Raw genomic sequence first — 24,079 nt, 5'->3', positions numbered from 1 at the left:
CGCCCGCCGCGCTCAGCGCGCGGTCGCGCCGTCGGGGGCCTTGGCGTCGGGGGCCTTGGCGTCAGGGACCTGGGCGTAGCGGCCGTCGTAGCGGCCCTGCGCGATCAGACTCAGGACCTCGGCCTCGCGGGCCTCCTGGGCCTTGGCCGCCGCGAGCAGGTCGCCAGCCTGGTCGGGCGGGAAGGTGACGACGCCGTCGGCATCGCCGACCACGACATCGCCGGTGCGGATGACCCAGCCGCCGACCGACACCGGCACGCCGATCTCGCCCGGCCCGGTCTTGTAGGGGCCGCGATGGGTGACCGCGCGGGCGTAGCAGGGGAAATCGGACGCCGCGAAGTCCGCCGCGTCGCGGATCGCGCCGTCGATCACGAAGCCTGCGGCGCCCCGGCTCTCCGCGATCGCCTTCATGATCCCGCCGACGAGGGCCCGGTCCTCGCCGCCGCCGCCATCCACCACCACCACGTCGCCGGGCCGGACCCGCTCGAGGGCCTGATGGATGGCGAGGTTGTCGCCGCCGCGGACCCGGACGGTCAGGGCCCGGCCGACCAGCATCCCGCCGCGGTGGAACGGCTTCAGGCCGACCGGGCCGGCGAGACGGTCCATGTTGTCGCTGAGCGAGGCGGTCGAGACGCCGCGCAGGGCGTCCAGGAGGTCCGCATCGCCGGGAGAGACCGGGTCGCTCACGACTTCACCGCGTAGGCTGCCGGATCGGGCGTGCTGGTCGGATGGGCGAAGGCGCGCTCCAGCTCGGGCGACAGCGGCACCGCGAAGTTCAGGCCCCGGGGCGGCACCGGCGACTGGAACCAGCGCCGGTAGATCTCCAGGATCCGGGGGCTGCGGTAGAGGTCGGCCGTTGCGGCATCGGCCAATGCCTTGAACGGCGCATCATCCTTGCGCAGCATGATGCCGTAGGGCTCGGGGGCCGACAGGGCCTCCTGGCTCAGCCCGTAGGCGTCCGGCTCCTTCGATTGGGCGATCAGGATGCTGAGCTGTACGTCGTCGGTGACGAAAGCGGCGGCGCGTCCGCTCTCGATCAGCAGGAAGCCTTCCGCCGGATCCTTGGCGGCCTGGATGGTCATGCCGAGCTGCCGCTCGGTGTTGATCTTGTTCAGCTGGATGACGTTGGTCGAGCCCGCCACCGTGGCGACCGTCTTGCCCCGCAGGTCGTCGATGCGGGAGAGATTGAGGGACTTGCGCGCGGCGAAGCGCGTCGCCGCCAGGAAGTGCGTGTTGGTGAAGGTGACCTGCTTCTGGCGCTCGGCGTTGTTCGTGGTGGTGCCGCATTCCAGGTCGATCGACCCGTTCGCCATCAGCGGGATCCGGGTCGAGGAGATCACGGTCTGCATCTCGACCCGCAGGTCGGGCAGGCCGAGGCGTGCCTTCACCGCCCCGACGATGTGCTGGCAGATGTCGACGGTGTAGCCGACGATCTGGGCCTTGTCGTCGATGTAGCTGAAGGGCGTCGCGCTGTCGCGGACGCCGAGCACGATGCGGTTGCTGTCCTTGATCTTCCGCAGGGTGCCGGTCAGCTCGTCCGCCGCCGCCGGGGCGAGCAGGGCCACGACCAGGGGCAAGGCGGACAACAAGGCATGCACGCGCATGAGACGGGCTCCGGTGAGGAAAGGAGGGCGCTGAAGCGAAGCGGTGCCTTCCGCCTCGAGGCCGATCCCGTCGAGGCGGAAGGCACCGCGGGCGGCAGAGTGGGACAAGACATTTCGCGAAAAAAGCGATTAAAACTCCCGGTACCGCATGCCAGAACGGCATGATCCGGATTGCCCCGACCTCAGGAAGGCCTTGTGCCGACGCTCAAGCAACTCGATGCCCTGCGCTGGGCCGTGGCCCTCGGCAGCTTCGAGCGTGCGGCGGAGCGCCTGAACACCACGCAATCGGCGATCTCGAAGCGGATCCGCGATCTGGAGGCCGCCCTCGGCGCCGAACTCTTCGACCGGCGCCAGCGCGGGGCGCGCCTCACGCCGCGGGGCGAGGCCGTGCTGGCCATGGGCGAGGAGATGCTGGCCTTACGCGACCGGCTGATCGCCCTCGGCGAGGGCGAGGCGCCCTCGCTGCGCCGCCTGCGCTTCGGCGTCACGGAGCTGACGGCCCTGACCTGGCTGCCGGCCTTCGTGGCGGAGCTGCGCGCCTCCTACGACCGGATCACCCTGGAGCCGGAGGTGGAGCAGAGCGTCAACCTGCTGGCGCTGCTGGCCTCCGGCGAGCTCGACTTCATCATCGTCCCGGACGTGTTCTGGCAGGCGGGGTATCTCTCGGTGCCGCTGGCCCGGGTCGAGAACGGCTGGATGTGCAGCCCGCAGCTCATGCACGAGCGACAGGTCATCCCTCTCGAGGCCCTGATGCGGCTGCCGGTCCTGATCCAGGGCGACCGCTCGGGCTCGGGCCTGTTCTTCGACAAGTGGCTGAAGCAGCACGGAGTGACCCCGGCCCGCATGATCCGGAGCAACAGCATGATCGCCCTCGTCGGGCTGACGGTCGCGGCGGTCGGGATCAGCTACCAGCCCCGCCACTGCCTGAAGGGCCTCGTCGAACGCGGCGTCCTGCGCCTCCTCGAGAGCGATCCGGCCCTGCCGGCGATGACCTACGTGATGATGTTCCGCGGCGACGAATCCGCCAACATCGTCCGCACCCTCACCGGCCTGGCACGGCGGACCTGCGACTTCACCCGGCCGGTCCGCTGGAGCTGATGCACCTTCCTACTTCGCCACCAGCAGCGCCCAGTACACCTTGTACTTCGACCCCGGCGCATAGGCCGTCGCGATCCCCATCCGGGTCGCCGTGGGATCGAGCATCACGGCGTTGTGGGCCGGGCTCTCGCGCCACCCCGAGAACGCCTCGGCGAGCGTGTGGTAGCCGGCCGAGAGGTTGGCGGCCGGATCCGGGTAGCCCATCCGGGCCGCGACCGTCTTGACGATGTCGGCCTGGCTCGGGCGGCCGGCGGCGGCCATGGCGGCGGTCTCGGTCTCGGCGAGGCGCTGGAGGCCGGGATCGAGGGCGAGGGGCGGCAAGCCCTTGTTGCGGCGGTAGGTGGCGATCATGTCGCGGGCGGCGCCCGCATCGATCTGGGCGCCGGTCGCCGCCATCGGCCAGTACAGGCTCGGTCCCGCGGCGCCGACCGGCGCCCGCGTCGCCTCGGTCGCCGAGCAGGCGGCCAGCGCGAGCGGGAGAGCCAGAAGGACGAGGCGCTTCGGCGCGGCGGGAGGGAGTGTCACGGCACGGTCTCGGGGGTTCGGCGACGCTCGGCCTCGGGCTCGGCACGGGTCTCGGGGCGGAGCGCCGCAGGGTTCGCCATGCGGGCGATCTGCCCCATGGCGTCCTGCATCGCGTCGAGCCCCTGAACCGTGACGATGCTCGATCCGGGTCCGAGATTGGGGATGAGGCCGCCTTCGGACAAGGTCTTGAACACCGCGAAGTTGAGGTCGCTCTGCACCTTCGCCTGCGAGCCGACATCAGTGATCATCGCGATCAGCTCGAATTCGAGGAACGGATCGCCGATCTTGCGGAACACCACCCGGGGCGGCGGCTCCTTCAGCACGTCCGGATGCGCCTTGGCGCAAGCGACGATCAGCTCGGCGGCGTGGACCGGATCCTGGTTGCGCAGGACGCTGACGGTGAGCGTGACCCGGCCGGTGCGGTCGCCGCGGACCCGGTTCTTCACCACGCCGGAGATCAGGTTCGAGTTCGGCACGATGACGGCCGAGCGGTCGAAGGTCTGGATCTCGGTCGAGCGCACGCTGATGCGGCGGACATAGCCCTCGTTGTCGCCGATCACCACGAGGTCGCCGACCCGGATCGGCCGCTCCCAGAGCAGCAGCAGGCCCGAGACGAAGTTGTTGACGATCGATTGCAGGCCGAAGCCGATACCGACCGACAGGGCGCCGGCCACGATGGTGAGCTTCTCGAGGCTCAGGCCCAGATACGAGAAGGCGAGCGCCAGGGTGAGCAGGAAGCCGACATAGCCGCTCACCGTCGAGATCGAGTTGCGCAGGCCCGGATCGAGGTCGGTGGCGGGCAGGTAGGTGTTCTCGAGCCAGCGCTGCACCGCCTTGGTGATGACGAGGCCGAGCGTGAACAGCCCGATGGCGAGCGCGATCGTCGAGAGCGAGATCGTCACCCCGCCGACGGTGAAGCCGAAGAACGCGGCCTGGGCCCAGGCGAAGATGTCGGTCGAATCGACGCCCCAGGAGGCGAGCAGCAGCACCCCGGCGGCGGTGAGCAGCACCACCCGGACGAAGCCCGAGATCAAGACAGCGATCTGGTTGAGCGAGCGCTTGCGCAGGCCCGTATTGGCCTGGAGCGCCGTGGCGATGCGCGAATCGTCCTGGAGGGCCGAGCTCACCACGGAATCGACGCTCGAGATCGCCAGGTAGAGGAGCGCCGCGGCGATCGCGGTCCACATCAGCTGGTCGATCAGGAACGACGACAGGGCGATGTAGCCGACGAGCGCCGAGACGCCGATCGCCGCCACCACGATCCAGCCGAGGATGCGCAAGGGACCGCCGATGCCGGTATTCGCATCGGCGGCGATGTAGGGGCCGAGGCAGGCCTCGTCGGTCTCGGCCCGGGCCGCGAACCGGCGCAGGCCCTCGGCCAGCACCACGGCGACGACGGCGGCGAACACCCCCTTGGTGACGATGGTGATCGGCAGGCTGACCGAGATGCCCTCGTTCAGCCCCTCGATGGTGCGGCCGACGGCGATCACCGAGGCGATGGCGATGATCAGGCGGTTGAGCCGCTCGGCGGTGGCGTCGGTCATCGCGACGAGGCGCCAGGCCGGGCGGTCGGGCGAGAGCAGGGCGTCGGCCATCGCCTCGACCACCGCCACGAAGGCGAGCGAGGCGACGATCCGGTGGGCCGCCGGCAGCAGGCGCAGCGGCAGCAGCCCGGTGACGTCGAGGGTGTAGCCGACGAGGAAGCTGCCGAGCACCGCCGGCACCGCGCCGACGAGGAAGACCCGCCAGGCCGCCAGCACCTTGGCGTAGCGGGTCGGCTGCGCGTCCGAGGATGCGCGGTGCCCGACCCGCGGGGCGATGTGACGGCGCCCGATATAGAGCGCGACCGACACGCCGATCGCCAGCGCGAGCAGGAACAGGTTGAGCGGCGTGCCCCGGCGCTGGACCTGGGCGATCGAGTCGTCGACCGAGCTCTTCAGCGCCCGCAGGTCGCGGTCGAGGTCGCTGGCGGCCCGCATCCACAGGTTCGGGCTGACCAGGCCGTCGGTGCGCTCGAACAGGGCGCGGGTGAAGGCGGCGCGGCGCCGGTTGCTGATCTGGTCGGTGATCTGCTCGCTCTGGACGAGCAGCGAGCGGGCGAGCCGCAGGGTGTCGTCGATCTCGGCGACGCCGGCCTCGCGCTGGGCCCGCTCCTGGGCCACGTCGGCGCCCTCGGGCTCCTTCGGCTTCGGCCCGAGCTGGTTCAGCCGCTCCTTGGCGGCATCGAGCCGGGGCCCGAGCTGGTCGATGACCTGGCGCAGCCGGTCGGCGACCGCCGGGATGCCGTCGCGCAGGAGCGCGAGGTCGTCCTTGTTCAGCTCGCGGTGGGTCAGGGCCTGCTCGCGCTGGTCGAGGTCGGCCTTCTCGGCATCGAGCTGGGCGCGGATCTGCTTGATCTGCTCGGAGATCGGGGTCTGCGGCGGGGGCTTGGCGGCTTCCTTGGCGGGCTCGGCGGGCGCGGCCGCGGCGGGCTGGCCGGTCGCGGGTTTGGCGTCACCCTTGGGAGCCGGCGCCTGCGCGACCGCGGCCGGTTTCGCCGCCGGGCCCTGCGCCGCCGCGGGTCCGGGACCCAGCAGGGCGACCAGCAGGGCGGCGACCGGGCCGATCGTCCATCGGCGAAGCTGTCTCATGCGCAATCCTTCTCACCCGCGTGTCGGTCTCGTCTCCCGGCGACCCGGCGGAGTCATGGCGGGACGATCCGGCCCTCGGCCGGCGATCCTCGCGATGGGGTCGGTTCGAGCGGTCTACCTAGGTCATCCGTCCGCGCGATGGAACCGCCGGGGGCACCGCCAGGAGATGCCGCGAGAGCGAAACGAGGCCGGCCGCGGGATCGCGGATCAATGGGGCGAAAATCCGGGCCGGACCGCGCGGCCGCCCCGGCATCGCTGCCGGAAGGCCGTCCTGCGGCGGATTCGTGTGGGGCGTGACGAGACGCCCCGGCTCGAAACCTTCACAACCCTGTCATGCTGCTATTAGACTAAGCCTCAATGGACACGGCCTTTTCGTTCTGCTGCGGGAGGATCCCGGTGATCGCCCACCACCAGCAGCCCAGACGGCGCCCGGATCGCATCCCGGCCGCGCCCCACGACGTCCGCTCCCCGAGCGGCCGCCGCGGGCATCCGCCGTGTCTTCCTCTTCTTAGTCCCCCCACTCTTCCCGACCGGCTCGGAGGATAGGCGATGGTCCCCATCTCCTCTCCTGGCGAGCGACGCGAGGACCGGCACCGTGCCGGCCCCCCTCGCTGCGGTCGGCCCGTCGCCAGGGCAGGATGATGCTGGACCTTCAAACCCTCGTGCTCAACGCGGATTACCGGCCGCTCTCGTACAATCCGCTCTCGCTGTGGTCGTGGAAGGATGCGTTCACGGCCCTGTTCCTCGACCGCGTCACCCTGGTGGCGAGCTACGACGTCGAGGCGCGCTCGCCCAGCCGGTCGCTGCGGGTGCCGAGCGTGGTGGCGCTCAAGAGCTACGTCGCCATGGCGCGCAGCCCCGCCTTCACGCGCTACAACATCTACCTGCGCGACACGTTCTCGTGCCAGTATTGCGGCCTGCGCCTGCCCTCCGGCGGCCTGACCTTCGACCACGTGGTCCCGCGCTCCCGCGGCGGCCTCTCGAGCTGGGAGAACGTCGTCGCGGCCTGCAGCCCGTGCAACCTGCGCAAGGCCAACCGCACGCCCGAGGAGGCCGAGATGCCCCTCCTCAACGAGCCGCGCCGGCCGAGCCGCCACGAGCTGCACCGCCGCCAGCCGGAATTCGACCACCGCCAGTACCACCACACCTGGGTCGACTACCTGTACTGGGACAGCGAGCTGGAGACCTGATCGCGGACGACCCGCGGACGCGGGACCGCGATCCTGCGTCCCGTCCGGCGAGGAGCGAGCGATGCCTTTCGCCGCGGTCGCGCACGCAGCCCGGATGGCGGGACCGGAATTCCGCGCCTTCCATGCGGAGCGGCCGGACCGCGAGCGCAGGGAACTGGTCGAGGGAGTCCGGTCCGCCGTCCAGCGGCCGGGCATCGCGCTTCCCTGGCCGCGCGCCGCTCTCGCCGAGATGGATCGGACCGGCCCCCATCGGCCCAGGCCCGACGCGGCGGTGGTCGACTACGATGCCTTGGTCGCGAGCGAGCGGTTCACCGGTACGGCTCACCTGACTCGCCGAGGTGATCTCGAGCACCGACGAGGACCTGACGCCGGTCAGCGGTGCGCTGGATCGACGTGACGGTCAGGCCCTGCCGGGCGCCCCCCGCCGGCCCCCCGACGATCCGGGACGCACCGGGCTCGATCGCCCGACTGACCGCGCGACACCCTGGAGATGCGGGGGCGGTTTGGGCTACATGCTGGCGGCTTGCCCCGTCATGGCCGCGTCGCGCGGCCCGCCAGCGCCGAAAGCCGCATGCCGCATCCGACCGTGACCGACGCCGCGAGTCCCTCCGGACCCAAGCCCGCCGTCTCCAAGCCGGCCATCTCCAAGCCCGCCCGCGCCCGCCGCGACTGGCCGGGGCTCTTCCTGCGCGCCGTGTTCTCGCTGTTCCTCGGCCTGCCGCTCGGTGGCGTGCTGTTCGCCCTGACCGGGCTTGGGATCGCGCTCGTCAACGACGATCCGATGCTGCAGCATCCCTGGCTCCTGGCCTTCCGCACCCTGGCGGCGGCGGTGACCTACGTCTTCCTCGGCGGCTTCGCCTGGACGCCGGAGGGCGGCTACGAGAGTCTGCACGCCTGGTACGCCGCCGGCGTGGTGCTGGCCTTCCTCCTGATGAGCCGGCCGTGGCGGCGCTGGACGCAGCGGACGAAGCCGGAGGCCTGGCCGCGCAAGGGCTGACCGCCGGCCGGGGCACGAGGGACTGCGCGATAGTGCCGCGGTCGTGGGACGGCGAGGAACGGCACGGAACGTCCGTCGGGCGAGAAAATTACTCCCCCCGAGCATCTAGGCCCGCGAGCGCCGGGATGCCTACCGTTCACCGGAGCCACATCCATGCATCGTCGCGACGTCCTGGTCAGCATGCTCTCCGCCACCGCGGCCCTCGCGGTCACCCGCACCGCCATCGCCCAGCCGATCGCGGCCGGCGCGATGCCGACGCCCGTCTACCTGGCGATGGCCACCAAGGGCGGCCTGTTCCTGGAGAACACCGCCCGTGACGCCTACGCCAAGACCGGCAACCCGCGGGTCCGGCGCTTCGCCCGGGCCGAGGTGACCGAGCAGGTCAACCTCGCCAACAAGCTCGACGGGGTCACGGGCGGCAACGTCGCGGTACCGGTCGGCGGCGGCCAGCCGGGAGGCCTGGCCGGTCCCGGGGGTCTCGTCGGCGGTCTGGTGGCGGCACCGCTGGCGGTGGCGGGCGGCGTGGCCGGCGCCGCGGTCGGCACCGTCGGCGGGGTGCTCGGGGCGCCCGGTGGCGGGGGGGCGCCCGGTGGCATGACCTCGGACGAGCAGAAGGCGCAGATCCAGGCGCAGCTCTCCGGCCTCCAGGGCGGTCCGCAATACGACGCCGCCTTCGTCAACGCCTCGCTCCAGGGCCACCGCGAAGCCCTGACGATCCACGGTTCCTACGCCCAGAGCGGCGAGGACCCGGCCCTGCGCCGCATCGCCCGGGGCGCCGTGCCGCTGATCCAGCTGCACATCTCGCAGCTTTCCCAGATGCAGCGGATGATGGGCGGCGGCGCAGAGGGCTGACGAGAGAGCCGCCGACCTCGACGGTAGCCACCCCGGGCTCGCCGGCCGCGAGCCTGGGGTGATGCACGTTCAGGAACGGCGACGCGGGGCTCCGGCGGGCGCTCCACGGCGCTGCGCCGGAACGAACGAACACTTTGATACACTTGAGCGGCTTGTGATCCCCAACTCGATCTTCTAGCATCGACTCGCGTTCGAACCGACTTGATTTGCCAGAAGCGTCGATTGGGGAATCATATGAATAAAATCCTAATTTCGGCGCTCGTGCTCGGGCTGCTCGGCAGCCAGGGCGTGCTGGCGCAGGAAGGCTGCAAGTCGGTCACGGCGTCCTGCTCGCAGATGCAGGCGACCTGCGAGGAGAAATGCCGCTCGGCGGCCAACCCGGACCGATGCGCCGTGACCATCTGCGCCACGGCGATGCCCCGCTGCAAGGAAAGCGGCATCTGGGGCACGAGGACCTCGGCGACGTGCTGGAAGACCAGCAACCGCTCGTAGGAGACCACTCAGCCTGCCGCGCGACCGCCCCGTCCGGAGCCGTCCGTCGCGCCCCCGGACGCCACCGTCCGGGGGCTCCGTCGCATCAGTCCTTCAGATCCGTCTCGATGTCGGCGAGCAGCGCCAGATGCTCGCGGATCTGGCCGCGGGCGAGCTTTGCGACGCCGAGATTCTCCCGGTCCTTGCCGGTGGCGAGATAGGCCTCCTGAATTTTCAGGAGCGCCTGATGGCCCTCGATCTGGCCACGGATGTACTCGAGGTCGAAGGCCTTGCCGGCTTTGGCCTGCTCGAGCTTGTCGAGCATCGCCCGGCCCTTGGGGTCGAGCTGGCCGGTCACCTCGGGCTCGGCCGGGGGTTTCACCTGGCCGCGGGCGGCCTGCGCGGGGTCGCGCATCGCCTTGAGCACGTCGGCGATGGTCTCCTGCTCGGCGACCTCGAAGCGGGCGAACTGCTTCACGTCGTCGTCCGAGGCCTTCTGCAGCGCGACGCGGCTCGCCGCCAGGGAGGCCGAGCCGGCCGCCAGGGTGTCGGCGGCGTGCCGGGCCTCGGCGTCGCCCATGCGGGCCCCGGTATTGCCGGTGGCCGCCGCGGTCGGGCCGCCCTGCTGCGCGTACGCTGCCGTGACGAGAGAGGGGACCGCCACGGCGGAGACGATGGCGGTCAGTGCGAGACGACGATCCATGGAACACCTGACTGTCGACGGGGGATGCGCCCGGGAGCCGGGCCGCGAGGAGGCGCCGGAAGCAAGCTCTAACGCCGACACGAAAGGCGAGGTTTCAGCGTCACCTTTCGAGACTCCCGGCGTCCACCGCGAGACGCCCGCAAGCCGGGATCCCGCTCCGAACGCCTCGGCGTCCACCTCCCATCGGCGAGGTTCCACCGACCGTCGCGACGGTGTCGTCTGAGCCACGGCACCATTCAGGCACGGTCGTTCGCCGGCGGAAAGCCGTCGTCAGGGGGGCGCGGATTGTGGCGGATCACGGAGGCGGGGGATGACGACGATCTTTTTCGGGTCGCTGCGGCCGGGCCCGGATGGCGGCAGCGCCCGGCCCGTCGTGCCGGTGCTCTGCTCCGCGGTCGTCGTCTGCCACCTCGCCGACCGGCGCCGCATGACGAAACCGTAATGCCCCCGTGAGGTCCGGGCCATCCGGACGGGCGCATCCTGCAACCTCGGCGGTTCGGCGTGTCGACCCGCACGAGGAGCGTATCATGCCACGCAGTGTCACCCTCGGGGTTTTGGCGGGAATCGTGAGCGCCGGGATGGCCGGCACCGCCCTGGCGCAGGCGCCGGACGCGGCACGGCCGATCCAGGTCGCGCATGCGGGCGATGCCGCCAAGCCGGAGGGCCGGCGCGGCGCGAGCGAAGAGGACGCTCAGGCCTTCGCCGATGCCCGGGTGGCGGCCCTGCATGCCGGCCTGAAGCTCACCCCCGACCAGGAGAAGCTGTGGCCGCCGGTCGAGGGAGCGATGCGCAACCTCGCCACGCTCCGGCGCGACCAGCGCGCGGCCCGGCGTGGGCGCGACCGTGACCCGGCGGCCGAGAACGCGCCCGACGCGATCCGGGCCCGGGCGGACGCCATGAGCGCCCGCGCCGACGCCCTGCGCAAGCTCGCCGACGCCTCGCAGCCCCTCTACGCCACCCTCGACCCGGCCCAGAAGCAGCGCGCCGCGATGCTGACCCGGCCGATGCGGCCGCATCCCCACCATCACGGCCGCCACCGCCGCGACGACTGAACGCCCTTCCCTCCCCGCACCTCGTCTCGATGTCTTCCGCCGCCCCGGCTCCCACCGCGGGCGGCGTCGCCGCATGGCGCGCGAAAGTTTCGGTGCCTCGCAACACTCGGCGCAATCCGCACGCAATCCGGCCATGCGACACCGGAATGCGCGACGAAGCTCGGCCGACATCGATCGTCGACCGGGCCGCCGCGAGGAAACGCGCCGCGGCGAGCCCGCGCCGCCGGTCCCCAAGGCTGGCGGCCGGTCGCCCGGACCGAGAAGAACAGCCACCGCATCGTCAGCGGCAACCAGCGGGAGAGGCAGATGGACACCGTCATCCGTCCGGATTTCCAGCGCGCGGCCAAGGTGAGGGCCAAAGCCCGGGGCAACGAGACGAGGGCCCCTCGCGCCATCGGCACGGCGCAATACGTCAAGACCTATGGCGAGGTCGGGCTTCACGCCGTGTCGCTGGTCCGCGACCGCTCGGGGTCGCGCGACGTCTACCAGGTCGTGATCGACGGGCCCGGCGGGCAGGTCGGTCCGGTCGGGGTCGAGCCCGCGACCGCCGACGGCATGTTCGACGCCGACCGCATCGGCCTGGCGGTGGTCCGCACCCTGGAGCTGGTGGCGGGGCGCCCGGAGGATTTCGACGTCGCCTGACGCAACCCTCCTCCCCCCTTGTCCGCAGGTCACCCCGCATGGACAGCCGGCGCCCGGCCGCGCCATCATGCGGGGACCGACGGACGGGATGAGAGCGATGGCCGAGGATCACCGCGAGGGCAATCACCGGGAAGACACCTGGACCTATTTCGAGGGCGCCTGGCACCCGGGCAACGTGCGGATGATGGGGCCGCGCACCCATGCCGCCTGGCTTGCCTCGACGGTGTTCGACGGCGCCCGGGCCTTCGAGGGCGTGACGCCCGACCTCGACCTCCACCTCGCCCGGATCAACCGCTCCGCCACCGCCTTCGGCCTCGAGCCGGTGGTGGCGCAAGGCACCTGGGCCGAACTGGTGCGCGATGGGCTGACGCGCTTCGCCCCCGACGCCGCGCTCTACATCCGGCCGATGTACTGGGCCGAAGGGGGGCTCGGCGGCGCGGTGCGGATGGACCCGGCCTCGACCGCCTGGTGCCTGTGCCTCTACGAGGCGCCGATGCCGCCGCCGACCGGCTTCACCGCCACCCTGTCGCCGTTCCGACGCCCGACCGCGGACGCCGCGCTCCTCGACGCCAAGGCCGGCTGCCTCTACCCCAACAGCTCGCGGGCGATCGCGGAAGCCGCCTCCCGCGGCTTCGGCAACGCGCTGATGCGCGACGCGCTCGGCAACGTCGCCGAATTCGCCACCGCCAACGTGCTGATGGCCCGCGACGGCGTGGTCTATACCCCGGTGCCGAACGGCACCTTCCTCGCCGGCATCACCCGCGGCCGCGTGATCGCGCTTCTGCGCGGGGCCGGGATCACCGTGGTGGAGAAGACCCTCACCGTCGACGACCTGATGGGCGCCGACGAGCTGTTCTCGGTCGGCAACTTCGCCAAGGTCGTGCCGGTGACGGCCCTCGACGACCGGCCCTTCGCCCCGGGGCCGCTGTTCCGGAAGGCGCGCGAGCTCTACTGGGCCTTCGCCCACGGGGGCTGACCCCGCGCGTGTTTCCCGACCGATTCCCTTGCTCCCTCGCCCGCCCCTTGACACAAGCGGGGCGGTTCCCGGGAGCGAGGTGACGATGGTCGTTCGGTTGGCGGTGGCGTGGGCGACGGTGGCGGCCTTCGCGGTGTTCGGTGGAGGCTGGCTCGGCGGGCTCGCGGCGCCGCTGGCGGCGGCTGGGCTGTTCGCCTGGCTGTTCTCCGTGATTCTGTGGTCGGCCTTCGGCGTGGTGCACGAGGCCGAGGAACTGGCCGACCGCCTCGGCGAGCCCTACGGCACCCTGATCCTCACGTTGTCGATCGTGATCATCGAGGTGGCGTTGGTCGCCGCGGTGATGCTCGGGGCCAAGGCCGCCCCGACCCTCGGCCGCGACACGATGTTCGCCGTCATCATGATCGTGATGAACGGCCTCGTCGGGGTCGGGCTGATCCTCGGCGGGCTGCGCCACCACCGCCAGAACTACAACCTCGACGGCGCCGGCGCCTATCTGGCGGCGATCATCCCGCTCACCACCATCGCGCTCATCATCCCGAACTTCACCCTCTCGACCCCCGACGGCTCGCTGACGGTGATCCAGGCGGTCGCGTTCTCGATCCTGACGGTGGTGCTCTACGGCATCTTCCTGCTGCTGCAGACCGGCCGCCACAGCGACTTCTTCACCGACTTCGTCAAGCCGGGCGCCCTCGCGCCGGAGGAGACGCGCGTCCATCCGGATGCCGGCCGGGGCGCGATCCTGCGCCATTCCGCGCTGCTGCTGGTCAGCCTGCTGCCGATCGTGCTCCTGTCGAAGAGCCTGGCGGCGATCCTCGATCACGGCATCGCGGCGCTCGGCGCCCCCTCGGCGCTCGGCGGCGTCATCATCGCCGCCATCGTGTTCACGCCGGAGGGCATCAGCGCCCTCAAGGCGATCCGGCGCGACCAGCTCCAGCGCGCGATCAATCTCTGCCTGGGCGCCGTCACCTCGACGGTCGGCCTCACCGTCCCGGCGGTGCTCGCCATCGGGCTGATCTCGGGGCAGCGGGTGGTGCTGGGGCTCCCCCCGGCCCAGATGGCGGTGCTCGCCATGACGCTGCTCCTCAGCGTCATCACCTTCTCGCGCCAGGGCACGACGGTGCTGGAGGGCGCGGTGCACCTGGTGGTATTCTTGACCTACCTGACGCTGATCTTCAGCCCGTAAGCAAACCTGATCTGTGAGCGCGAATTCGTGCGCCACAGACGGGCAATCCTCAAAGCTCTTCCTGTCCCGGATCTCCGTCCGCCGTCGCTACAATCGTCCGGGACAGGGCGGAGAGGCATGCGAGGAAGCCACGGCCTGCCTCGCGCGGCCCTCCGCGTCACCTGGCTCCGCCGACAAAAAACGGCGCGGGCCCTTCGGCCCGCGCCGTTCACATTCTCAGCGTGACGCCGGATCTCAGGCCGCGGCCGAGACCTCGGTCGGGACGGTCGAGATGGTCTTCAGGATCTGCGAGGCGATCTGGTAGGGGTCGCCCATCGAGTTCGGACGGCGATCCTCGAGGTAGCCCTTGTAGCCGTTGTTGACGAAGCTGTGGGGAACCCGGATCGAGGCGCCGCGGTCGGCCACGCCCCAGCTGAAGGTGTGGATCGAGGCGGTCTCGTGCTTGCCGGTCAGCCGCATGTGGTTGTCCGGGCCGTAGACGGCGATGTGGTCCTCACGGGCATCGCCGAAGGCCGCCATCAGCTTCTCGAAGTACTCCTTGCCGCCGACATCGCGCATGAAGGAGGTCGAGAAGTTGGCGTGCATGCCCGACCCGTTCCAGTCGGTGTCGCCGAGCGGCTTGCAGTGGTACTCGATGTCGATCTCGTACTTCTCGCAGAGGCGCTGCATCAGGTAGCGCGCCATCCACATCTCGTCGGCGGCCCGCTTGGAGCCCTTGCCGAAGATCTGGAACTCCCACTGGCCCTTCGCCACCTCGGCGTTGATGCCCTCGTGGTTGATGCCGGCGGCGAGGCACAGGTCGAGGTGCTCCTCGACGATCTGGCGGGCGACCGAGCCGACGTTCGAGTAGCCGACGCCGGTGTAATACGGGCCCTGCGGCGCCGGATAGCCGGTCTCGGGGAAGCCGAGCGGGCGGCCGTTCTTGTAGAAGAAGTATTCCTGCTCGAAGCCGAACCAGGCGCCTTCGTCATCCAGGATGGTGGCGCGCTTGTTCGACGGGTGCGGGGTCTTGCCGTCCGGCATCATGACTTCGCACAGGACCAGGACGCCGTCGGTGCGGGCCGGGTCGGGGAAGTGGCGGACGGGCTTGAGCACGCAATCGGAAGAGCTGCCCTCGGCCTGCTTGGTCGAGCTGCCGTCGAAGCCCCAGAGCGGAAGCTGCTCGAGGGTCGGGAAGCTGTCGAAGGCCTTGATCTGGGTCTTGCCGCGAAGGTTCGGGGTCGGCGTGTAGCCGTCAAGCCAAATGTACTCGAGCTTGTATTTGGTCATCTCGCGTCTCTCTTCAGGTTCCGATGAGCCCGGCTTCCTCGTCGGCGCCCATCACCCGCCAGCGGCATCCCCTCGCTAGCAGGTCCCGTGCCAAACCCGGAGGGACGCGACCGATCGGGCGGAACGATCGTCCAGGCGACGCGTTTCCGATACCCTGCCGGGTATCGGGCGCCCCAGCGTCACACCGCGTCTCCCGGGGGCGGACAGCACCGTGCCCGGTTGCGCGCCAGAGCGCCACGACGCCCAACCATGCGCCACACCCGCCAATTCAATCACCGATGCAAGAGCGGGCATGCACGAATTGTAGCCAACCACTGATTTTTTCGTGGTCAATCAGCGCAGTCACCAGGCACACTCCGGTACGATCTCAGAGGCCGCCGCCAGCCGGCGCGGCCCTCACGGGAGGCCAGCCCATGAGCACCACCAGCCCACGCGTTTCCGCGAAGATCTACGCCTTCCCGGCCGGCGGCCGCAGCCGCGGCGGCCGCCACGACTGGGCGGGCCCCGGCCCCGCGGCGCGGGAGCGCGCGCCCGACATCATGCCGGCGAGCGGCGGCTACCACGACGAGGCGATCCGCGAGGAGCGCTCCCGAAAGCCCTGAGGCAGGCCGCCCCCTACTCGCCGAAGATCGACCAGCCGAGGCGTTTCGTCAGCCGCTCCAGGGCGATGCGCCCGAGATGGGAATTGCCGGCGGCATCGAGCCCCGGCGCCCAGACGGCGATCGAGGCCTTCCCCGGCGCCACCGCCAGGATGCCGCCGCCGACGCCGCTCTTGCCCGGCAGGCCGACCCGGTAGGCGAACTCGCCCGAGCCGTCGTAATGGCCGCAGGTCAGCATGACGGCGTTGATGCGCTTGGCCCGCTCGGCCTGGACCACCGACAGGCCGGTGCTGGGATCGCGCCCGGAATGGGCGAGGAACCGGCCCGCCACCGCGAGCTGCCGGCAGGTCATGCTGATGGCGCAGTGGTGGAAATAGACGCCGAGCGTGTACTCGACCGGGTTGTCGATCACCCCGAACGACTTCATGTAGTTGGCGAGCGCGACGTTGCGGAAGCCCGTGCGCTGCTCGGAGGCCGCCACCGCCTCGTCGATGGTGATCGAGGAATCCTGCGCGAGATACTGCATGAAGCGCAGGATCTCGCCGAGCGCCTCGCGCGGCTGGTGGCCGGACAGGATCACGTCGGTGACGGCGATCGCCCCGGCATTGATGAACGGGTTGCGGGGGATGCCGCGCTCGTATTCGAGCTGCACGACCGAGTTGAACGGGCTGCCCGAGGGCTCGCGCCCGACCCGCTGCCACAGCCGGTCGCCGACCATGCCGAGGGCCAGCGTCAGGGTGAACACCTTCGAGATGCTCTGGATCGAGAACGGCACGTCGCAATCGCCGGCCGCCGCCACCGTGCCGTCGGCGCCGATCACCGCGAGGCCGAAATGGCCGGGATCGACCCGGGCGAGTTCGGGGATGTAGCGCGCCACCTCGCCGCGGTCGGTCCGCTGGCGCATCTCGTCGACGATCTCGCTCACGACGGTTTCGAGGTTCGGCACGGATCGGAGATCCCAGGCAAGAGGGCAACGGCGTCAGGACAAGCGCGGCCTTAATGCTGCAAGTTCGAGGCCTCAAGCCAGCAGCCGACAGTTCCCGCACCTGACGCAAGAGATTTCGCACGATCGATTGGCACCGCAGCGAAAACTCGCGCGTTGACCGGACGACCGCACGGGATGCGGCGGGAGCGCGGGAGAGGCGAGAGTGGGCCGGGACGGGACCATCGCGATCATCGGGGCGGGCATCGCCGGCGCCGCGGCGGCGCACCGTCTGCGTGGAGCCGGCCGCTCGGTCGTGGTGCTCGACAAGGGCCGCGGCCCCGGCGGCCGGATGGCGACGCGGCGCGGCCCGGAGGGCCTCCGCTTCGATCACGGCGCCCAGTACTTCACCGCGCGAGACCCGCGCTTCATCGCCCTGGTGCAGGGATGGACGGCGCGGGGCGTCGCCGCCTCCTGGGGCGGGGCGGACCGTTTCGTCGGCGTTCCGGGGATGACCGCGCCGGTGCGCGACCTCCTCGACGGGGTCGCGCTGAAATGCGGCCGCGCCGTCGGCCGCCTGGTGCGGGAGGGGCGGGGCTGGCGGCTTCAGGAGGCCGACGGCGCCCCCCTCGCCGAAGACGCGGCGTTCTCGGCCGTGCTCCTGACCTGCCCGTCGCCCCAGACCCTCGCGCTGCTGGGTGGTGCCGGGGAGAGCCTGCCGGGTGTCGCGGAGGTGCGTTACGCCCCGTGCTGGACCCTGATGCTGGCGCATGATGGCCCTCCCCTCCCCGACGCTCCGGTGCGGGAGGACCGCGATCCGGACGCCACGCTCGCCTGGATCGCCGAGAACGGCAGCAAGCCCGGTCGCGAACCGGGACGGACGATCGTGGCGCATGCCGGCCCGGCCTGGTCGCGCGCCAACCTCGACTGCGCGGCCGAGGACGTCGCCGAGCGGCTGGTCGCGACCCTGCGCGACCGCGTCCCGGTGGGCGAGATCCGCCACCGCGCCGCCCATCGCTGGCGCTATGCCGCGGTCGAGCGGGCGGTCGGCGAGCCCTGCCTGTTCGCGCCGGAGACCGGCCTCGGCTTTGCAGGCGATGGCTGCCTCGGCCCGCGGGTGGAGTTCGCCTACCTCAGCGGCCTGGCGCTGGCCGAGCGCGTGCTCGCGGAGGCGGCATGACGGCCCGTGCGGCGGCACACCGTCCGGCCGGCTCGGCTGGGGCAAGCTTCGCGGAAGGGTGCGTCCCGCCACACCGGGACCATCGTTCCGCCCAATGGCGGTGCGACACCACTTCCAACCGGGGTGATCTCATCCCGAAAGCCGGCCTTGCCGGCCTCCAAGGTCGGACCCCTCCGGCCTCGTCCCCAGCCACAGGGAGCCCATGAACTCGGACCGGGGGGCACGTAGCCTCCGCGGTTCTCCTCGAATCCTCCTTATCGGGTGAGTGCAATGTCTGATGCGTCCCTCTTCCTCCACATCGCCGGCTCGCTGACCTTCGTGGGCCTCGTCGGCCTCGGGATCGGCCGGGCCCTCGACGCCTGGGTGCGGCTCGCGCCGACCGGTGGCGACGACGACGGCGCCCTGGCGGAGTAGGGACCGGCCGGGTAGGCTCGCCAGGAGCCGGGTCGAGAGCAGGAGGACGCCGCCTTGCGCGCGATGATGGAGAGGGCCGGGCGCATCGCCGCCCTGCTGACGGCCCGGCGGGAGACCGTCGCGGTGGCCGAATCCTCCGCCGGAGGGCTGGTCTCGGCCGCGCTCCTCGCCGTGCCGGGCGCTTCCGCCTATTATCTCGGCGGCGCGGTGGTCTACACCGCGCAGGCGCGACAGGCCCTGATCGGCCTCGACGCAGCCGGCATGGACGGCCTGCGCAGCGCCAGCGAGCCCTATGCCGCGCGCGTGGCGGACCTCGTGCGCGAGCGCCACGGCGCGGTCTGGGGCCTGTGCGAGACCGGCGCCGCGGGTCCGGGCGGCAACCGCTACGGCGATTCCGCGGGCCATACCTGCCTCGCCGTCGCCGGCCCGGTCGCCAGCCGCCGGACCGTCGAGACCGGCGACAGTGACCGCGCCGCCAACATGGAGGCCTTCGCGGCCGCCATGCTCGACGCCTTCCTGGAGGCCCTGGCGGAGGCGGACGGGGCTCCGTAAGGAGCCCGCCCCGAGGCGCCCCTCCCCGATCAGCTCGGCCGGTCCATCCGGCAGGTGGTCGGCAACACGGTGTCCTTGGTCTCGACCCGGCCGATCATCTTCCAGCCCCAGCCGGTCCCCTCCTCGTCGAAGCGCATCCCGGGCTCCATCGGGCCGAAGGAGTGGACGAACATCGTCTGGAAGTACTGGTGGTCGTCGGGCCGGACGTAGCCCTCGCTGCCGATATGCGGCTTGAGGCGGGCCTGTTCGAGCTTTGGCGCCACCTTGCGCGCCTCCGACGAACCGGCCTCCTGCATCGCGGTCAGGAGCGCGTTCATCGCGTTGAAGGCGCGCGGATAGGTCGAGCCGATGCCCGTGCGGGCCCGGAACGCGGCCTCGAAATCCTGCGCGGCGGCATCGCCCTCGTTGGCGGCGCCCTGCGAGACCTCGAACACCCGGTGGGCGAGCCCGGTCTGGCGCACCACCGTCGGCCCGCCGGTGCCGCCGGCATAATAGGTGTAGAAGCCCGCCTGGAGCCCGGCCTCGGCGGCGGCCTTGAGCAGCAGGTTGATGTCCTGGGCCCAGTTGCCGGTGATGACCGAATCCGCCCCGGAGGCGCGGATCTTGGCGACGTAGGGCGCGAAGTCGTTGACCTTCTGCAGCGGCGTCACCTCGTCGCCGACGATCTCGATGTCCGGCCGCTTCGCCTTCAGCATCGCGCGGGCCTGCGACCGCACCGATTGGCCGAACGAGTAATCCTGGTTGATCAGGTACACCTTCTTGATCTCGGGCCGCGTCTTCATGAAATTCGTCAGCGCCTCCATCTTGATGTCGGAATTGGCATCGAAGCGGAAGTGCCAGTAGTTGCATTTTTCGTTGGTCAGCGACGGATCGACCGCCGAGTAATTGATGTAGACGACCTGGCGGTTCGGGTTGCGCTCGTTGTGCTTGGCGACGAAGTCGGTGAGCGCTGCCGCCGCGGAGGAACCGTTGCCCTGCACGACCACCCGGGCACCGGCATCGATGCCCTTCTGGGCGGCGATCAGGGTCTCCTGCGGGTTGACCTTGTTGTCGTAGGCCAGAACCTCGAACCGGAACTGCTTCTGGCGGGCGTTCAGCACCTCGGCCATGTACTGGAAGTGACGCAGGCCCGCCTCGCCGGTCGGCGCGCCGCCGCCCGAGAGCGGATCGATGAAGGCGATCTTCACGGTTTCCTGCGCGAGGGCAGCACCGCACAGGGAAGGGCCACACAGGGACAAGACGACGACGGCGCCGCGCAGCGCCTGGCGAATGGGCGTCATGCTTCCTCTCCTCTCGGCCGCGGTCGTCTCGCGCCCCGTCGGGGCTGGCGCCGCGTTGCCGGAGCCGAGAGTCCGGCCCGGACCGGAGTGTCGTCAAGCAGAAACTCCGCCCGCCCGTCGCGGCCGTCATCTTGCACGTGAGCCGCGCCCATGCGCGAAGTATAGATCCACGTTTTTCATGATCATACGCCTCAAATTGGAATCGTTATAATCATCGCCAGGCCTTCGATCCGGGCCGGGATCGTTGACACTCACTTGTGCCGAGGCATAAGCGTCGCGGTGACGAAGGTGATCGGCCGACGGCCGTCCGGCGAAGATCTCTCGGCCCGGCGCGACGGGGAGCATGGACCATGATTCAGCCCGAGGCGTCGCCCACGACCTGTCCCGCATCGGCCGGCATGGGGGACGGCCGGTGAGATCCGTCCTGTTCCAGCTCCACTGGTTCCTCGGCCTGACCGCTGGCCTCGTGCTGATGGTCCTCGGGGTGACGGGGGGCCTGCTCAGCCTCGAGGACGAGGTCACGGCCCTGCTCAGCCCCGGCATCGTCACCGTCCCGGCGCGGGAAACGCCGCGCCTGACGCCGGACGCGCTGATCGCCCGCCTGAAGGAGGAGGCGCCGGGGCGCCGCGTCACCCTCATGGTGCTGAACGGCGCGCCCGACCGGGCGGCGCAGGTGCGTCTCGCCGACGGGGCGGGCCGGTCTGCGGGGACCCGCGGCATCGAGACCTATATCGACCCCTATGACGGCCGGATCCTCGGGCCGGCGCGGGGCGAGGAGTTCTTCGGCTTCGTGCGGCGGCTGCACCGCTGGCTGACCCTGCCCGGCAACGGCGATGGCTGGGGCCGCACCATCACCGGCGCCTCGGCCCTGGCGCTGGTCTATCTCGCGCTGTCGGGCCTCTACCTGCGCTGGCCGAGGGGCCGGCGCGACTGGCGGGTCTGGCTGAAGCCGGCGCTGAACCGCCGCGGCCGGGCGCTGTACTGGTCGCTGCACGCGGTCGTCGGCACCTGGGTGCTGGTGCTCTACCTGGTGATGGCGCTGACCGGCCTGTGGTGGTCCTACGGCTGGTACCGGGACGGGGCGACCACCCTGCTCACCGGCCGCCCGCCCGCCGCCGCGCCGGCCCGGACCACCGGGAAACGGGAGGGCGCCCCCATTCCCCTCGATCCCGCCTTCGCGGCCTTCGCGGCGGCGGCCGGCCCCTACGCCACCGCCTCCCTCGCCCCGGCCCACGAGGGCGAGACGATCCGCATCCGATCGGTGGCCCGGGATGCGAGCCATTTCCAGGCCCGCGACGAGTGGCGCTTCCGCCCCGACGGTACGCTCGACGCCCGCGACCTCTATGCCGGGCGGCCGCTCGGGCTCCGGCTGACCGGCAGCATGCTGGCCCTGCACGAGGGCCGGTACTTCGGCCCCGTCGGCACGGTCGCCTTCATGCTGGCGGCGCTCGCCATGCCGGTCTTCGGGGTGACGGGGCTCCTGCTCTATCTCGGCCGGCGCCGCAGCCGGCGGCGCCACGCGGCCGCGGCGGTCCAGACGGCCTGAGGCCGCTCCGGCCTTCGCGCGAGTTGCCTTCCGGTCCCCTCAGGCGGTAAGCGCACGGGCAGCAGGGCCGCCCGACCGGCGAGAGGATGCCGCATGATCCGCAACGACGTCTCCATCACGCCCGAGCTCGTGCGCCAGCACGGCCTGACCGAGGACGAGTACCAGCGCTTCGTCGGGCTGATCGGGCGCGAGCCGACCATCACCGAACTCGGCATCGTCTCGGCGATGTGGAACGAGCACTGCTCGTACAAGTCCTCGCGTCTCCACCTGAAGACGCTGCCGACCAAGGCGCCGTGGGTGATCCAGGGCCCGGGCGAGAATGCCGGTGTCATCGACATCGGCGACGGCCTCGCCTGCGTGTTCAAGATGGAGAGCCACAACCACCCGAGCTTCATCGAGCCCTACCAGGGCGCGGGCACCGGGGTCGGCGGCATCCTGCGCGACGTCTTCACCATGGGCGCGCGGCCGATCGCGGCGCTCAACGCGCTGCGCTTCGGCTCGCCGGACCATCCGCGCACGCCCCATCTCGTCTCCGGCGTGGTCGCGGGCATCGGCGGCTACGGCAATTCCTTCGGCGTGCCGACGGTCGGCGGGGCGGTCGGCTTCCACACCCGCTACGACGGCAACATCCTGGTCAACGCCATGGCGGTGGGCCTGGCCCGGACCGACGCGATCTTCTACGCGGCGGCGACCGGCGTCGGGAACCCGATCGTCTATCTCGGCTCGAAGACCGGGCGCGACGGCATCCACGGCGCCACCATGGCCTCGGCCGCCTTCGACGCCTCGTCGGAGGAGAAGCGCCCGACCGTGCAGGTCGGCGATCCCTTCGCGGAGAAGCTGCTGCTCGAGGCCTGCCTGGAGCTGATGGCGTCCGGCGCCGTGATCGCGATCCAGGACATGGGCGCGGCGGGGCTCACCTGCTCGGCGGTCGAGATGGGCGCCAAGGGCAATCTCGGCGTCGAGCTGGATCTCGATGCGGTGCCGACCCGCGAGCCCGGCATGACCGCCTACGAGATGATGCTGTCGGAGAGCCAGGAGCGCATGCTCATGGTGCTCAAGCCCGGCATGGAGCAGGAGGCGCAAGCCATCTTCGTGAAGTGGGGCCTCGATTTCGCGATCATCGGCCACACCACAGACACGTTGCGCTTCGTCATCAAGCATGGCGGCGAGACCGTCGCCGACCTGCCGATCAAGGAACTCGGCGACGAGGCGCCGCTCTACGACCGGCCGCACCGCCAGAACGCCTACCAGCCCGAGATCAAGGCGGAGGACGTGGCGGCGCCGATGCGCAACGTCGATGCCCTCACCAAGCTCGTCGGCGCGCCGGACCTGTGCTCGAAGCGCTGGGTCTACGAGCAGTACGACCACTACATCCTCGGCAACACCGTGCAGAAGCCCGGCGGCGACGCCGCGGTGGTGCGGGTCGAGGACGGGCCGAAGGGCCTGGCGCTCACCACCGACGTGACCCCGCGCTACTGCGAGGCCGATCCGGTCGAGGGCGGCAAGCAGGCGGTGGCCGAGGCCTGGCGCAACATCACGGCGGTGGGCGGCCGCCCGCTCGCCATCACCGACAACCTCAACTTCGGCAACCCCGAGAAGCCGGAGGTGATGGGCCAGTTCGTCGGCTGCATCCAGGGCATCGGCGAGGCCTGCCGCGCCCTCGACTTCCCGGTCGTGTCCGGCAACGTCTCGCTGTACAACGAGACCGAGGGGGTAGGCATCCTGCCGACCCCGTCGATCGGCGGCGTCGGGGTGGTCGACGACGTCGCCAGGATCGCCACGGTCGCGTTCAAGCGCGACGGCGACGCCCTGGTGCTGGTCGGCAAGACCGTGGGCTGGCTCGGCCAGTCGGCCTATCTCGCCACGGTCTGCGGCCGCGAGGAGGGGGCGCCGCCCCCGGTCGACCTCGCCGCCGAGAAGCGCAACGGCGATTTCGTGCGCGGGCTGATCACCTCGGGGATCGTCGACACCGTCCACGACCTCTCCGATGGCGGCCTCGCGGTGGCGGTGGCCGAGATGGCGATGGCCGGCAATATCGGCGCCGTCCTCCCCGAATGCCCGCTGCCCGTCCCCTGCCACGCCTATCTGTTCGGCGAGGATCAGGGCCGCTACCTCCTGGCGGTGGAGCCCGACGCGGTCGCCGACCTGCTCTACAGCGCCAGCGCGCAAGGGATCGACGCGGCGGTGATCGGCGTGACGGGCGCCGACTCGCTGACCCTGCCGGGCGACGAGATCGTCGCCCTCGACACCCTGCGCAAGGCGCACGAGGACTGGCTGCCGACCTACATGGCGGGTCCGGCCGCCGACGCCGCCTGACACCCTCGACCGAGAGCACGGTCCGATCGCGTGGGACCCGGGCCGTGCCCTCGATCCGTGATGTTGCCGCATTCTCGT

At 71.0% G+C, this 24,079-nt stretch carries 25 protein-coding genes; 16 read left to right on the top strand and 9 right to left on the bottom strand.

What is annotated here, in order from left to right:
- Positions 1 to 12 precede the first annotated feature (12 nt).
- Positions 13 to 687 carry an RraA family protein gene (locus FF100_RS28240; RefSeq protein WP_139039088.1) on the bottom strand — a complete coding sequence of 225 codons (675 nt, stop codon included), beginning with the start codon at positions 685 to 687 and terminating at the stop codon, positions 13 to 15.
- Complete coding sequence (locus tag FF100_RS28235) at positions 684 to 1,604, bottom strand: amino acid ABC transporter substrate-binding protein (RefSeq protein WP_139039087.1); 921 nt, start codon at positions 1,602 to 1,604, stop codon at positions 684 to 686. The genes FF100_RS28240 and FF100_RS28235 overlap by 4 nt, the downstream gene beginning before the upstream one ends.
- Positions 1,605 to 1,799: 195 nt before the next feature.
- Here FF100_RS28235 and FF100_RS28230 point away from each other — a divergent pair, with 195 nt between their 5' ends.
- Positions 1,800 to 2,702, top strand: a complete 903-nt coding sequence (locus FF100_RS28230) for a LysR family transcriptional regulator (protein ID WP_139039086.1) — start codon at positions 1,800 to 1,802, stop codon at positions 2,700 to 2,702.
- 9 nt (positions 2,703 to 2,711) lie between these two features.
- On the opposite strand, the gene FF100_RS28225 is transcribed toward FF100_RS28230, so the two are convergent.
- Positions 2,712 to 3,227 (bottom strand): CAP domain-containing protein, encoded by a 516-nt coding sequence (locus FF100_RS28225; protein WP_246102458.1) that lies wholly within the window; start codon positions 3,225 to 3,227, stop codon positions 2,712 to 2,714.
- Complete coding sequence (locus tag FF100_RS28220; RefSeq protein ID WP_139039085.1) at positions 3,224 to 5,857, bottom strand: DUF3772 domain-containing protein; 2,634 nt, start codon at positions 5,855 to 5,857, stop codon at positions 3,224 to 3,226. Before FF100_RS28220 ends, FF100_RS28225 begins: the two co-directional genes overlap by 4 nt.
- A 641-nt stretch (positions 5,858 to 6,498) precedes the next feature.
- Here FF100_RS28220 and FF100_RS28215 point away from each other — a divergent pair.
- From FF100_RS28215 to FF100_RS28200, 4 genes are all read left to right on the top strand, one after another.
- Positions 6,499 to 7,047, top strand: coding sequence for an HNH endonuclease (locus FF100_RS28215; protein ID WP_139039084.1), 549 nt, complete (start codon positions 6,499 to 6,501; stop codon positions 7,045 to 7,047).
- Between the two features lie 61 nt (positions 7,048 to 7,108).
- Positions 7,109 to 7,444, top strand: a complete 336-nt coding sequence (locus tag FF100_RS28210) for a hypothetical protein (protein WP_139039083.1) — start codon at positions 7,109 to 7,111, stop codon at positions 7,442 to 7,444.
- Between the two features lie 174 nt (positions 7,445 to 7,618).
- Complete coding sequence (locus tag FF100_RS28205; protein WP_246102456.1) at positions 7,619 to 8,044, top strand: hypothetical protein; 426 nt, start codon at positions 7,619 to 7,621, stop codon at positions 8,042 to 8,044.
- Positions 8,045 to 8,197: 153 nt separating this feature from the next.
- Positions 8,198 to 8,896: a DUF4142 domain-containing protein gene (locus FF100_RS28200; protein ID WP_139039082.1), complete on the top strand. Its 699-nt coding sequence runs from the start codon at positions 8,198 to 8,200 to the stop codon at positions 8,894 to 8,896.
- A 230-nt stretch (positions 8,897 to 9,126) separates the two neighbouring features.
- Here the strand turns inward: FF100_RS28200 and FF100_RS28195 are convergent, their stop codons facing one another.
- Positions 9,127 to 9,396, bottom strand: a complete 270-nt coding sequence (locus FF100_RS28195; protein ID WP_139039081.1) for a hypothetical protein — start codon at positions 9,394 to 9,396, stop codon at positions 9,127 to 9,129.
- A 77-nt stretch (positions 9,397 to 9,473) separates the two neighbouring features.
- A complete protein-coding gene (locus FF100_RS28190; RefSeq protein ID WP_139039080.1) occupies positions 9,474 to 10,070 on the bottom strand; it encodes a DUF4142 domain-containing protein in 597 nt (198 codons plus the stop codon).
- Between the two features lie 310 nt (positions 10,071 to 10,380).
- Here FF100_RS28190 and FF100_RS38435 point away from each other — a divergent pair, with 310 nt between their 5' ends.
- From FF100_RS38435 to FF100_RS28170, 5 genes are all read left to right on the top strand, one after another.
- Positions 10,381 to 10,512, top strand: a complete 132-nt coding sequence (locus FF100_RS38435; RefSeq protein WP_281287333.1) for a hypothetical protein — start codon at positions 10,381 to 10,383, stop codon at positions 10,510 to 10,512.
- Between the two features lie 85 nt (positions 10,513 to 10,597).
- Positions 10,598 to 11,122: a Spy/CpxP family protein refolding chaperone gene (locus tag FF100_RS28185; RefSeq protein ID WP_246102448.1), complete on the top strand. Its 525-nt coding sequence runs from the start codon at positions 10,598 to 10,600 to the stop codon at positions 11,120 to 11,122.
- Between the two features lie 306 nt (positions 11,123 to 11,428).
- Positions 11,429 to 11,764, top strand: coding sequence for a hypothetical protein (locus FF100_RS28180; RefSeq protein ID WP_139039079.1), 336 nt, complete (start codon positions 11,429 to 11,431; stop codon positions 11,762 to 11,764).
- A 97-nt stretch (positions 11,765 to 11,861) separates the two neighbouring features.
- Positions 11,862 to 12,740 carry a branched-chain amino acid aminotransferase gene (locus FF100_RS28175; protein ID WP_139039078.1) on the top strand — a complete coding sequence of 293 codons (879 nt, stop codon included), beginning with the start codon at positions 11,862 to 11,864 and terminating at the stop codon, positions 12,738 to 12,740.
- Positions 12,741 to 12,825: 85 nt separating this feature from the next.
- Entirely contained in the window at positions 12,826 to 13,923 is a 1,098-nt protein-coding gene (locus FF100_RS28170; RefSeq protein ID WP_246102446.1) for a calcium:cation antiporter, read from the top strand.
- A gap of 234 nt (positions 13,924 to 14,157) precedes the next feature.
- Here the strand turns inward: FF100_RS28170 and FF100_RS28165 are convergent, their stop codons facing one another.
- Positions 14,158 to 15,192, bottom strand: a complete 1,035-nt coding sequence (locus FF100_RS28165) for a glutamine synthetase beta-grasp domain-containing protein (RefSeq protein ID WP_139039076.1) — start codon at positions 15,190 to 15,192, stop codon at positions 14,158 to 14,160.
- 413 nt (positions 15,193 to 15,605) lie between these two features.
- Here FF100_RS28165 and FF100_RS37345 point away from each other — a divergent pair, with 413 nt between their 5' ends.
- Positions 15,606 to 15,794: a DUF2735 domain-containing protein gene (locus FF100_RS37345; protein ID WP_171070360.1), complete on the top strand. Its 189-nt coding sequence runs from the start codon at positions 15,606 to 15,608 to the stop codon at positions 15,792 to 15,794.
- Positions 15,795 to 15,807: 13 nt separating this feature from the next.
- Here FF100_RS37345 and FF100_RS28155 read toward each other — a convergent pair whose 3' ends face one another.
- Entirely contained in the window at positions 15,808 to 16,737 is a 930-nt protein-coding gene (locus FF100_RS28155; protein ID WP_139039074.1) for a glutaminase, read from the bottom strand.
- 202 nt (positions 16,738 to 16,939) lie between these two features.
- Here FF100_RS28155 and FF100_RS28150 point away from each other — a divergent pair, with 202 nt between their 5' ends.
- From FF100_RS28150 to FF100_RS28145, 3 genes are all read left to right on the top strand, one after another.
- Positions 16,940 to 17,893: an NAD(P)/FAD-dependent oxidoreductase gene (locus tag FF100_RS28150; RefSeq protein WP_205825051.1), complete on the top strand. Its 954-nt coding sequence runs from the start codon at positions 16,940 to 16,942 to the stop codon at positions 17,891 to 17,893.
- A gap of 270 nt (positions 17,894 to 18,163) precedes the next feature.
- Positions 18,164 to 18,307, top strand: a complete 144-nt coding sequence (locus tag FF100_RS37340) for a hypothetical protein (RefSeq protein ID WP_171070359.1) — start codon at positions 18,164 to 18,166, stop codon at positions 18,305 to 18,307.
- 54 nt (positions 18,308 to 18,361) lie between these two features.
- A complete protein-coding gene (locus tag FF100_RS28145) occupies positions 18,362 to 18,859 on the top strand; it encodes a CinA family protein (RefSeq protein ID WP_139039073.1) in 498 nt (165 codons plus the stop codon).
- A gap of 29 nt (positions 18,860 to 18,888) precedes the next feature.
- On the opposite strand, the gene FF100_RS28140 is transcribed toward FF100_RS28145, so the two are convergent.
- Positions 18,889 to 20,118 carry a branched-chain amino acid ABC transporter substrate-binding protein gene (locus FF100_RS28140; protein WP_425463364.1) on the bottom strand — a complete coding sequence of 410 codons (1,230 nt, stop codon included), beginning with the start codon at positions 20,116 to 20,118 and terminating at the stop codon, positions 18,889 to 18,891.
- 433 nt (positions 20,119 to 20,551) lie between these two features.
- Here FF100_RS28140 and FF100_RS28135 point away from each other — a divergent pair, with 433 nt between their 5' ends.
- Positions 20,552 to 21,685, top strand: coding sequence for a PepSY-associated TM helix domain-containing protein (locus FF100_RS28135; protein ID WP_246102445.1), 1,134 nt, complete (start codon positions 20,552 to 20,554; stop codon positions 21,683 to 21,685).
- Between the two features lie 93 nt (positions 21,686 to 21,778).
- A complete protein-coding gene (gene purL, locus FF100_RS28130; protein ID WP_139039070.1) occupies positions 21,779 to 24,001 on the top strand; it encodes a phosphoribosylformylglycinamidine synthase subunit PurL in 2,223 nt (740 codons plus the stop codon).
- Positions 24,002 to 24,079 lie beyond the last annotated feature (78 nt).

Origin of the sequence: Methylobacterium terricola (assembly GCF_006151805.1) — a bacterium.
Taxonomy (GTDB): Bacteria; Pseudomonadota; Alphaproteobacteria; order Rhizobiales; family Beijerinckiaceae; genus Methylobacterium; species Methylobacterium terricola.
This window is presented reverse-complemented; position numbering and strand designations above follow the sequence as displayed.